This is a genomic window from Halodesulfovibrio sp., from assembly GCF_015482765.1.
Lineage (GTDB): Bacteria > Desulfobacterota > Desulfovibrionia > Desulfovibrionales > Desulfovibrionaceae > Halodesulfovibrio.
Genome location: NZ_JADMLB010000038.1, coordinates 15,450 through 27,225 on the forward strand (window position 1 = coordinate 15,450; position 11,776 = coordinate 27,225).

Below are 11,776 nucleotides of genomic sequence, written 5' to 3' on the forward strand. Positions count from 1 at the left end.
TATCTGCATTCTCTTATTGCTTTTCTATATATTCCCGAACTCCAAGAGACAAACATGAAAAAAGAAGAAGACGGTGGATTTATCGCGCTTAGAGGATTTGCTTTTCAATTTGATAAGGCCCTGCTTGAAATACTGAAAAATCCATCAGATCGATATCAAATAGAAAATATACAAGATTACAATTTTAAGGACCATGCTGTTCAAGTTAAATATTGTGCAACCGACTATTCCAAATCACAGCGTAAAGCCCAGATAAAAGGGTTCATCATCAAGCTACTGAAAGCTTTTTCAAGTGACACGTCAAAAAAATACTGTATCTATACATATTACAAGGGCGTTCCCGAAGAAGTAGTCAAGCTTACTCCATTAGAGCTAGATGATTATTTGGGCAAAGAAAAAGGTAAGTTTACTGACGAACTAAAGCAGAATTTTATAGCTAACTTTAAGATTATTTTCGCACCTGATTTTAAAGAACAATTCAATCAGATTATTGAAAACATCAAAATTCACTATGGCTGCTCAACCGATCATGCAATCTGTTATCACGCAATCATGGTAAGCTACCTTGAGCGATTGGTGATCAAATACAAACGAGATGAGGCTGCTCAGCGGAGTTGCATTAAAAAAGATTTTGATAACTTGCTGTCCAAGCAGCAAGAGATGATCTTTCGAACTGGTTATCAACATATCCTAGACACATCAAAATACCATTCAATCCTTCGAAAACGATATTTCAATCGTAGATTATTTAGTCCTAAAGAACGACTTTTCATTATTGAGCCAAACCCAATGTGTGAATCGACCCTAGTTTTGTAGACAGCAAAAAAGCATACGGTTGGACACAAAAAAAGCCCTCACAGTTTACACTGTAAGAGCTTAGTACCATGGCGGAGAGGGAGGGAGACCCATGGGATCGTCCATTCCATCCGGAATCAAGAAGCGTTAACCCGTTGTTTTACAACAGGAATCACTCGAAAAAACTGACGCTTCGTTGTAAGTGATTTATAGCAATGTGCCCCAGATTTACCCCAAAAGCAATGACGCTGCTTCGACTGGTGGCTTTTAGTGCTTTTATTTTTATAGATCGTTGACGTGACATATTCATAAGCGTTAACTTCCACACCAATAATCTTTATTAACAACAAGTTAAAATAAAAAATGGATATAACTATGGCAGAAACTCAGATTTGCTTTGATAAAGCCTCATTCACTCTACTTGCCATTCAACGAGCAGTCTATGACACCAAAGAAGTTGTGGGCTGCGCTATCTCGCAATCAGAAGAGCAAATCATCATCACGCTGAATGATGAAAATCAAAAACACGAAGACATCGAGAAAAAATTAAGAGCTTCTACGCTAGATCACCAGCTAAGATTAAGTCTCGAAAAAGATTTTGGTACGATCCGAACCGCTTTAGTCAGCAAAGCCATAGAATCAAGCGTCGATTTAAATGCACTTACTAATGAGGGTAGACGTGTCTAACTATTCTTTACTGCCTTTTAATTTTGAAAAGACAGATAGTAACTATTTACTCACAAACGATATTGGTGAGTACCTTCTACTTTCAGAGTTAGATTTCAAAAGATTTATCGAGAAGAAGATCACAACAGATGAAAACTTATATCTGGATTTAGAAAGCCGTTTCTTTGCAACTCAAGAAATCTCACAGCAGTTAGTAAATCATTATGCAACGCGATACCGTACTAAAAAAAGGTTTGTTTATGACTCAACATTTTTACATATGATCGTTGTCACACATCGTTGCAATCAAAACTGCCTTTATTGTCATGCCTCTGCCGCCAAAGAAGACGCTGTTGAAGAACTAGATTTATCAATTGAAACAGCAGAACGTATAGTCGATTCAATCTTATCCACTCCTTCAAAGCACTTAAAAATTGAGTTTCAAGGTGGTGAGCCTCTATTAAACTTAGATGTCATTAAACACATTGTACTATACGCCAAAGAGCATTGCTCGAATGATAAAAAATTAGATTTTGTTATTTGCTCTAACTTAATTGCTCTCACCAACGACCACATTGACTTCATTCTCGAACACCAAATTGATGTCTCAACCTCGCTTGATGGGACTCAGCCGCTTCATGATAGCTGTAGAAAAAAACATGACGGAACTGGAACTTACGCTGCCGTTTCAGCAAGTCTTAATAAAGCAAAAGAACTCGGAATATCGAACATTTCAGCTTTATTAACTGTCCACAAAAAGAACATTTTTTCTTTACAAGATGTCATTAACGAATACGTATCCCGCGACTTTAAATCAATTTTCATTCGTGGTTTGAACCCATACGGAAACGCCAAGAGCAATTACGATGAAGTTGCTTGCAACAATGATGAGTTCTTTAACTGTTACATCGCTGCTCTTGATTACATCATAGAAATCAATAGGAAAGGAATTGATCTTGTCGAGGAGTTTACCGCAATTCTTTTGTCTAGAATTTTAAGTCCATTTGCTAATGGATTTGTGGACATCCAGTCTCCTACTGGTGGAGCTATATGTGGAATGATGTATGAAACCAATGGGGATGTTTTCGTCTCAGATGAAGCACGAATGCTTCATCGCATGATTAAGAATACAAATTTCTTACTTGGAAATGTCAGCAACTCTTCACGATATGATTGGTTCTTCACTGAAAAAATGAAGTCATATTTAGAGTGTTCGGTTATTGAAAGTTTGCCCGGATGTGCTTGGTGCGCTTTTGCTCCTTATTGTGGAACAGACCCAGTCAGAAACTATTTCGAAACTGGGAATACAATTTCGATCAAAACTCTGGACAAACAATGTCAACTAAACAAGCGCATCTTTATTCATCTTTTTAAACTGCTGCACTCCTCAGATTCGTTCACCCAAAGACTGCTATGGTCTTGGGCAACAAGAGGTTAAATAAAGAGAAGTTATGATTGGGTATAAAGGAAAAGCTTTCAATATCGCCAGTGAAGTCTTGGGCAAAATCGTTTCTTATAAAGCAGACGAGCACGGGACTTCATATTTGTTGGAATTTGCAACAAGAGCCTACGAAAAAAATAAGTTTGGACTAATCAGGTGTGGCAAACCGGTTATCGGATTATATTCAGCTCCATCTATACTTTGCAGTCAAAATATCGAACTAAATATGGGGGATATTCTTCGAATTACAGAAGCTGGTGAACTCTTTATTATGTTTAGTGCAACATCCAGTGATGATTGTTTATTCGTCACGAACACATGCAACAGCAACTGTATTATGTGTCCTCAACCCCCACGTATGGATAGAGCTAACCATTATGAAGAAGCAAAACAAATAGTATCATTAATCGAAAAACCACCTGAAGTTATTGGAATTACAGGCGGAGAACCTCTTCTGCATTATGATTCGTTTGTTAATCTTCTAGAAATCTTAAGAGAAAAACTCCCAGAAACCCAAATACAATTACTCACAAATGCTCGCGTACTTAAAGATTCCCAAAAAGTCTTAGCACTCACTGACCTTGCTGGTGATGATATGGTCTTTTGCATTCCTTTATATGCCGATAATTCTGTCATGCATGACAAGATAGTAGGGGTACAAGGTGCATTCGCTGAAACAATGGAAGCACTTCACCACTTGGGAAAATTGAAAGCTAGAATTGAACTTAGATATGTTCCTATACAAGAAAATGTTTCGAGACTTCTTGATTGGAGTTTATTTGTCTGTAAAAATTTACCTTTTGTTGAGCACGTAGCAATCATGGGGCTTGAACCAATAGGTCGGGCACGTTCAAATTATGATCAAGTATGGATAGACCCAGTAGAATACTCTTCACAACTCAACGAGGCAGTCTTTCGGCTAAATACATTCGGAATAAACGTATCACTATTCAACCACCAGCTATGTACAATTCCCAAAAACTTATGGGAGTTCTCTGCGAAATCTATTTCCAACTGGAAAGTAACATATCTAAATTGCTGCTCAAAATGTATCGTTTCTGACAAATGCGGTGGATTGTTTTTTGCTAGTGAAAAAATGCATAGCACTGGCATTCATCCTATAACAGGTGACGGAGTCATAAATGGATAAGAAATCAACACTTAAAAATGTGACGATTGCTGCTGCTGTTGCGTCTTCGCTCACAGGACATAGCGATCCCGTTAATGCTACAGAAATCGTCACACCGCTGATAGATTCTGCAACTAATATTCAGGAACAAGCATTCTTTCTTCAGCACGCAACCCCTGACAACGAATTATTAGTCGCAGGTCACAGAAGCCACAGAAGTCACAGTAGTCATAGAAGCCACAGCAGCCATAGAAGTCACTACTCTTCTTCAACTGGCTATTATTACAATTCAACGCCTTCCTATTCTACTCCTAAATCAACATACACGACACCAAGTACAACGTATGGAACATCCAGAAGTACGGCTACAACCACAACAACAAAAACAGCCGTTGCAGACTATCTAGTTAAACAGATTCAAAAGGGTCTCAAACAACTCGGATATCCTGTAGGAACAGTAGACGGTATATATGGATTAGCCACAAAACGCGCAATCATGCTTTTCCAAATCGAAAATGGTTTAAGGACCACCGGAAAAGCAACAAACGATCTACTCACTAAAATTAACAACAAGTTACTATACAAAAAATAAAGTCATTACTTATTGGACAGTATAAAAAAGCTCTCACGGAATTGTGAGAGCTTTTTGTCTTTTTGAGTATACCTCGTTGTTCCTAGCTCAAATGCGGTCTATTAGCTGTACTAATATTGATTATGAACCAAGCAAAAATAAATATATCTAGCCCTAATGAACCACTGAGAGTAATCATTAAGACATATGCATATTGCCGTGTTTCAAACATAGGAAGCTTACGCTAAGATTTCAGAAAACAAAGCGTAACTCTGTTCTGAAAAAACTCACCGCGAGACACAACACGTCTTTTTTGCAGGTTAACCTAGCCATCATACAGGCCTCCACCTTCATATTATTCAGGGTGGAGAAAAAAAATTTCAGCCCTGTCAAACGGATTACCGCACACTTTTAGAACCAGTTCCTTAACCTTACAATGATGATTCTTATCCTGGAAAAGCTCCACAAAACAAAAAGCTACGAAATTTTAAGATTACGTAGCTTTTAAAATTACCAAGCCCAGACTATTCTGAAGCAAAACGAAATGCCCAACCATTATCAACTAGACGTTCTATCTCAACAAGGGCTTCCTGTTCTGTCTTTCCCTTCTCGACCAGCTGTTTATATACATGTGCATATTCATTAGATAAGCATGTTGCAAAAATTCCAGGATCATCACTGGCAATACAAATTGTAGGGCAGGCTCCAATTGGATGCTTTTCACCATTATTGCACCCAAGAAGGCGAAATAAATGGTGCTCCGAATGATCCTGGTAATAAGAAATCCGAACATTACTCGTTGGCATTACTTCCATGGCAACTTGTTTCTTATTAAGTAAGTCAATTACCTTACGTTGCAAAACTGTAATGAGTACTGAAGGTATCTGATCGGTTGCCACAGAAATCAATGAATCAGAATGTCCTCTAAGCTCCACATCTGTATGGTATCGTTCAAACAGCTCAAAAGAATGTTCTGCGCCAGGTTCAAACAAAGCTCGCCTAACAAGATTTTCTTCATGCTCTCGCCACTGACTGATCGGAATTTCCTGTCCACGCCGAGAATCGAATGCTACCCATGGATCAAGATGCCTCATCTTCCAAGCATTAACCAGTTGGACGAGAGAAGGACGTTGTCCTGAGTACAGTTTAACAGCGTGCTGTCGTGCCTCATCTGCAAATTGTGCAGCATAGGGCGCATACTCAGGGTCATTACGTAACAGTTCATACACAAAAAGTAAGGTGTCCAACCATTCCTGTCTGGATACAGTTACATGAGGGCCCAATCGCTCTATCCATAGCTCAGGATCAATTCCCAATGCAGTACCATGCCCTATGCGATCACCACTTGAGAACTCCAAAAAAGTAACGGCTTCCCAGATTGCTCGTAACCCAGATACAAGATGATGAAAATCTTCGCCAACATGAAATGTAAATCGTTTCCAACCCTTTGCTCGCAAAAACCTAAATGTTGGCGCAAAAACTTCAGGTGATGCATGAAGCTCATTTGCAGCAGCATCTGCAGAAGTTACAAATGGGCTTAATTTCTCGTTAGCTTTTAATGCAAGGCATAACCGAATAGCATTTTTAAATGTGATACGCCGCAAAGAGTGATGTCGAAATAATGGGGCGGAGTCTTTATCTTTCATCTTAATAAAATGCGCTGTAAGCGAAAGAGCCTTTGCAACCACATTTAAATTAATGTTTTTATCGATTATCCCTTCACTGCCCTTCCATCCCTCAACAATGTTGCTCAACAGTTTCACATTCTTCGCAATTGTTTTTTTTGGAGCAAAACGCCCTTCAATAAACTTTTGTTCACTAGGCTGATGTCTTTTTAATTGATTAAAGCGATATTCATATTGTTCTTCAGAAGGATCACGAAGTTTATTATCTGCAATGCGCTGAAATTGATCGAATCCACTTTGATTCCTCTGCTGAATAAGTAAACCTGTAAAACAGGATTGTATAAGTAAATAGCAATGCAGCATCGCAGCAATTCTAGGATCATCATCTTTCAGCGCTTGCAAAGCTTTGATCAAAAAGCGACCTTCCTGCTGCATAGGAGTATCATATTCTTCACCCTCTTGAGTTAAACTAATGGGGTGCTCACTTGGAAGGGAACCTGAAACAATGTCCTCCTCAAAAGCTCCACGGTCACAAATGCGTACTATTTCCCTTTGTGATGGATAAGTATCATTAAATAACGCCTGAACCAGCATGTAACGAAGCTGTGCTGCTAAACGTAGTGCAAGGTATATTTGGGGGACTGTGGTTAACACATGTCCATTTTGTTCTAGCTGCTCCATGATATTTCCAGCCATTGCATCACGTAAAGAACGCGCAAATGGTTTTGGTGCCAATAACGCGTCTAGCCAAACCTTATCAGCTTCAGTGGTCCCATTTAAATGCATATGTAGTTCTGCAAGACCACGCTTTGCCAATGTGTCTCGTAACAAACGATGATCCATCTCAGGTAAAGAAGAATACGTAATTTGCTCTAAAAAGAAATCCTCTGCAGTCCCATAGCAATCTGTCTCACACCGCTGAATGGCAGCTTGAGCCATCACAAGCAATGGAGAAACGCGAGTTATTATCTCTTGCCATTCCCCAAACTTTCCCAAAGGTATTACAAAACGATTTCCGTCATATCGAACATACTCTTCAGCAATATCATTAACGGCAGTACTTATAATATGACTTGTTGATGGGTTATTACCAAAAACGCGACGCATCTCATTTTTATACGCATAATCAGGGCGATATTCTGTCCTCCGACGTACAGTCACAAAAGCTTTGCTTTCTACTTCCCGTCCTTCCAACAATTGTCTTTGTAAATAGCCTTCAAGTACTTCTCGTGAAGAAAGGACAGCTTCATAGATCGAAATAGTTAATGAAGGCATCAGTTACACCTCAATCCCCTTATCGTTTAGATAGGGTTTTACGACGTAGGTAAGAAACGCAGGCAGAATATATTGTTGATACCCTTGTGTATTTTTATTGTTCGGAATTACAAGCTCATAACTATAATTTGACCCTAACCCTATTAATAAAGAACGAATAAACTTAAATAGCTCGTCTGTCTCAAGAGGACATTCAGCTTTTTTCCAAAAACTTTTTACTTCTTGTGCAAGCCCTTTAATAACAAAGGCATTTTTCATATGCCCTTTTAACTTTTTAATAAATAAATCAAGGTCGCTTTTATCATTCACATTTGACAATCCGTAATCGGATTCAAGGGTTGATAAAAATTTATTTGTGCAGTTAGAAGTTAGCATTTTATACTGCGTATATTTATGCAGTTCTACATCTTTATTTTCTGTATCTAGCCCAACACTAGCTAATGAATTCAAATAATAGTAGGTTGATTTTTCATTCTGACTCTCATTATCACTAGCATAGCGGTATTGAACCTCAATAGCTTGTTCAAGCGCATCTGACGATTCATACAATTCAAAATTTGACATTATGTCACAGTGCTTCATGAAGACAAGGGAACCTTGTTCCAAATAATGCGTCCAAAGGGGACAGGCGAAAAGCCATTCAAAAAACGGAACTTTTTTCATCTCAATCAAAGACATTTTCGCATGAAATGGCGATTGGCTGGGTTGAGAAAGAACCAACAAGTTATCTTCAAAAATTTTATCTTCAGTAATTGGATTATTCTCTTTAAGCCGTCCACGTGTAACACTGCGTGCTTCTTCTACCAATACCGCATTCAAAAACATTACTAACCAGCGATGTAGTATAGCACCTGCTAATTGACCATCATCTTTAAAGCTTGAAGGCAAGGTCTTCACTGCAACAAAAAATTTATCCCAGGCTCTAGAAAGCAACTCAATATGAGTTGGATACTTTAACAAATCACATCTCATCCACTTTTTAAAAGCTTTTTCGAAAGAAGCAAGCCCTAGCAAAGAAAAATCTTCTTCAATATCAGTAAAAAAGTCTTCCTCGTCGATATCTTCATATTGCTTTATTGAGACAGCGGCAGCCCGTTTGATGCTCCCTGCCTGCTTAAGCTGAGTATGCAAGTCATCATGACACATCAAACTTGCAAGCTGACCCAATATATTGAAAATTGAAAAATGCGTAAAACTACTATCTCTATTCCTAACAACAGAAATAGGTAGCATTGCAATATACCTATGCCACGACGTTATATTTACAAACAATGAACCAGCACTATTAAAAGTTACTACGGGATCAAGTTTCCCCGCAGAAGACTTCCGCATCTCTCTAAATGTCTTTGTGCTATCGGAATATAGTTGTAATGTCCCATGTTGTAATGCTAGGCCGCTCTTACTCCACCCTTCAGGATAAGCTGCAGATAAATAACATCGTACAATTTGTGCAGGATCAGCTACTTCTAGTTCTGCATGCCTTTTATACAAGGCAAAAGACACCCCATCTTTATTATTTTTCAAAAAAGTTGATGTAAGTAGCAGCCGAATTAAGTAGTCAAAATAAAAAGTTTTAGAATAAGAAGCGACATAGGAAATGTGTGCTCCTATCAGCATCAATACATTGCTTTCATGAAGATTGACAAAACTTGGTACTAAACTAAATCTACCATTTTCGGAATTCTGATTTTCATAAATTTTAAGTAGCTTGGACATAACAACTTGAGAATCAAGTTGGGCCAAATGACTACGAGTATACTCATATTTTTGAAGCCAAACATAAAAAACATCACCTAGCTCGACTAATACATTATCCGTGGTATCAACGTCCCAACTTGATGATGATACCTTGTCTATTACAAAAAGTAGACTCATTACTGTTCTAGGAGGCAACTGTAGCAAGAAAGATATAGCTCTTTCTCGTTGACCTCGCTGTGCGATACGCAAGACCGACTCACAAAACTTATGCATAATATTATGCAACGTCCTGTTTTTCTCACTGTTCTTCTTAGCCACAGTTACAAGAGTTCTCTTGTCTGAAACACAATCCCAAATTGTTTTCAGCTCGATCCGATTAGGTGTTCGCAATATCTTTAACAGGTACTGGTCAACAAGCTCCTCAACCATCTCTTTATGTCGATCAGAAGCGTCTTGAGATTTTGAAAAATCTAACCCCAAGGTTGCCCACTGTTGCTTCTCAACCAAAGTTGAATACAAATTCAAGTCCCCTGAAAGAACGGTTATCAACTGAGGGGTAGTCATATATTTACGAAGTAATTCAAGAACAGGCCAACCTTTGGAAAAATCGGTATCAATATCATCAAATGCAATGAGAAAGGCCTTTCGATCCAGCAACGTTAGACTTTTATTAATAAATGCATGAAAAGCCCTTTCCAATGTTCCTCCCGAACGTGCCTTCCGAAGTCCGTGTTCCATCGCAAAGTGTTCATCCATCCATTCATCACTTTGCATATGATTCTGCCCAACACCATCAAGTAAAGTCATCCCTCCTGCCAATTCACGCAAACTTCTACGCCACTCTTCATATTTGCGAGGTGCATTTCTACCTTGAGATCGAGCATACCACTTATCAACTTCTCGTTTGATATGAGAAACAATGGTAACGAAGACATGCTCGCGTGTTTCTATTAAAGTGGGATCAATTACCCCTACAAAAAGGATTTTATCTCTTACACTTTTGTCAAGCGTGCTGTAGGCGTTTAAAATAAAAGTTGTTTTCCCCGAACCACGTTTTCCATCAACCGTAATCACGTCATGTGTACGCATGTAGGTTGGAGAATCCTCCGCTTGGTTCTCATGAAATACGTCTATCCTACCCAGAATTTCATTAATAAGTGAGGCGAACTTATCCACAGCATCTTGCTGAATTAAATATTTTTTATCTGTATAGCCTTCTTCATTTACAAAGGATGCTGCTTCGCGTGATCGCTCTAAATTAATAATAATTTGACGCTGTGGTGAATTCATTAGGGCCTCTTCTTCCTCAAAATTACGCAAGATAATGACAATCTGCAGACAACAATTATAAACAACCTATTACAAAACCCAATAGACCGATTTCATTATTAAAAAAGGCATAAAAAGGCAACGATCATGAACGAACTTAGGCAAAATTGATAAAAAGCCACTAATTGTCCATACAAGATCCTTTTACTTTATCCCACTCGCCCTATCCATTGTGAATTCCGGCTAACGCATTGCTCCTGAAAAAGAAAAGCAAAAATCCCCCCGAATGTGAACAAAGCCACTTTCGGAAGGATTAAATTTTGATAACTTACTGACTTTAAAAGAGAGAAACATTGCGCAAAAAACATAGGTGTCAGCGCGTAACGGCTTTTATGTTAACTATGAATTTTTTGCGTAACACGCAGCCGCTTAAGACGCAGCCTTTAAATTTTCATAGGTAAACCGCAAAGCTTCCTCTGTTCCGTATGCTTTTTCTACTGCAACTAAAGCATCCAGAAACTCATCTGCATCTTCATACTCTTTTTTGCCGTACTTCTCAGTTGCAAGAACATACTCATCCTCGCTTCCAAGAATTTGTATAGACACAACGTCATGATCAGCAGGAATAGGCCAGTCTACGTCTTCACCTTCTTCAAAAATGTCTTCGATCATTTCAAGGCACCCTTCACGCATCTGTTCTTCATTCATAACTGCTCCGATTATTCACAATTATACAAATCAAGAATTCTTCCCTACTCCTCACCGCGCACATTATCAACAATCAAGACAGGATTAGTCACAACCACTACTATTGAGGGGGAGAAGTCTTCTTCTCGTTCTTTTATTCAGCTTGATAACTAGCTAATGTTATAAAATTAAACTTCATAGCTACCAAGCTATTCCAACAATACTACTGTCATTGAGTGGCTACGGTTGTTTGCAGGACGTAAGCCGCATCGCATTCAAGTAGATAATGGTAGCGAGTTCATTTCCAAGGCACTCGATAAGTGGGCCTATGAAAATAATGTAACGCTGGACTTTTCAAGACCGGGAAAACCTACAGACAACCCGTTTATCGAGTCTTTTAACGGAAGTTTTCGAGATGAGTGTTTAAATACGCATTGGTTCCTATCACTTTCTGATACTCGAAAGAAGATTGAAACATGGCGGAAAGAATATAACGATTTTCGTCCTCATTCTTCTCTTGAAAATATGACTCCAAACGACTTTGCCCGTACACAGATTAACCATTCAACTAGCCAAATTTCTCTAAAATCTACCGGTACAGATTAGGGGCAGACCTCAGA

General features: G+C 38.7%; 8 protein-coding genes and 1 pseudogene. 6 read left to right on the forward strand and 3 right to left on the reverse strand.

Annotated features, from left to right (window positions below; all coding sequences use genetic code 11):
• Positions 1-54 precede the first annotated feature (54 nt).
• From QZY95_RS05585 to QZY95_RS05605, 5 genes are all read left to right on the forward strand, one after another.
• Positions 55-816, forward strand: coding sequence for a hypothetical protein (locus QZY95_RS05585; RefSeq protein ID WP_290920378.1), 762 nt, complete (start codon positions 55-57; stop codon positions 814-816).
• 354 nt (positions 817-1,170) lie between these two features.
• Entirely contained in the window at positions 1,171-1,482 is a 312-nt protein-coding gene (locus QZY95_RS05590) for a hypothetical protein (protein WP_290920380.1), read from the forward strand.
• Positions 1,475-2,899, forward strand: coding sequence for a His-Xaa-Ser system radical SAM maturase HxsB (gene hxsB / locus QZY95_RS05595; protein WP_290920382.1), 1,425 nt, complete (start codon positions 1,475-1,477; stop codon positions 2,897-2,899). The genes QZY95_RS05590 and hxsB overlap by 8 nt, the downstream gene beginning before the upstream one ends.
• 13 nt (positions 2,900-2,912) lie before the next feature.
• Positions 2,913-4,052 (forward strand): His-Xaa-Ser system radical SAM maturase HxsC, encoded by a 1,140-nt coding sequence (hxsC, locus tag QZY95_RS05600; RefSeq protein WP_290920385.1) that lies wholly within the window; start codon positions 2,913-2,915, stop codon positions 4,050-4,052.
• On the forward strand, positions 4,045-4,623 hold the full coding sequence (locus QZY95_RS05605) for a peptidoglycan-binding domain-containing protein (RefSeq protein ID WP_290920388.1): 579 nt from the start codon (positions 4,045-4,047) through the stop codon (positions 4,621-4,623). Before hxsC ends, QZY95_RS05605 begins: the two co-directional genes overlap by 8 nt.
• Before the next feature lie 503 nt (positions 4,624-5,126).
• On the opposite strand, the gene QZY95_RS05610 is transcribed toward QZY95_RS05605, so the two are convergent.
• The 3 genes from QZY95_RS05610 to QZY95_RS05620 form a co-directional block, all read right to left on the reverse strand.
• Positions 5,127-7,502, reverse strand: coding sequence for a hypothetical protein (locus QZY95_RS05610; protein WP_290920391.1), 2,376 nt, complete (start codon positions 7,500-7,502; stop codon positions 5,127-5,129).
• 3 nt (positions 7,503-7,505) lie between these two features.
• Positions 7,506-10,490, reverse strand: a complete 2,985-nt coding sequence (locus tag QZY95_RS05615) for a hypothetical protein (RefSeq protein ID WP_290920394.1) — start codon at positions 10,488-10,490, stop codon at positions 7,506-7,508.
• A gap of 408 nt (positions 10,491-10,898) precedes the next feature.
• Positions 10,899-11,177 carry a hypothetical protein gene (locus QZY95_RS05620; RefSeq protein WP_290920397.1) on the reverse strand — a complete coding sequence of 93 codons (279 nt, stop codon included), beginning with the start codon at positions 11,175-11,177 and terminating at the stop codon, positions 10,899-10,901.
• 207 nt (positions 11,178-11,384) lie between these two features.
• Here QZY95_RS05620 and QZY95_RS05625 point away from each other — a divergent pair.
• Positions 11,385-11,762, forward strand: a pseudogene (locus QZY95_RS05625) (integrase core domain-containing protein); the annotation flags it as partial.
• Between the last annotated feature and the right edge of the window lie 14 nt (positions 11,763-11,776).

What these genes read in the sequence shown, in the direction of transcription:
- QZY95_RS05585 (WP_290920378.1), top strand. Translation starts at nt 55, where the DNA reads ATGAAAAAAGAAGAAGACGGTGGATTTATCGCGCTTAGAGGATTTGCT.
- QZY95_RS05590 (WP_290920380.1), top strand. Translation starts at nt 1,171, where the DNA reads ATGGCAGAAACTCAGATTTGCTTTGATAAAGCCTCATTCACTCTACTT.
- hxsC (WP_290920385.1), top strand. Translation starts at nt 2,913, where the DNA reads ATGATTGGGTATAAAGGAAAAGCTTTCAATATCGCCAGTGAAGTCTTG.
- QZY95_RS05605 (WP_290920388.1), top strand. Translation starts at nt 4,045, where the DNA reads ATGGATAAGAAATCAACACTTAAAAATGTGACGATTGCTGCTGCTGTT.
- QZY95_RS05610 (WP_290920391.1), bottom strand. Translation starts at nt 7,502, where the DNA reads ATGCCTTCATTAACTATTTCGATCTATGAAGCTGTCCTTTCTTCACGA.
- QZY95_RS05615 (WP_290920394.1), bottom strand. Translation starts at nt 10,490, where the DNA reads ATGAATTCACCACAGCGTCAAATTATTATTAATTTAGAGCGATCACGC.
- QZY95_RS05620 (WP_290920397.1), bottom strand. Translation starts at nt 11,177, where the DNA reads ATGAATGAAGAACAGATGCGTGAAGGGTGCCTTGAAATGATCGAAGAC.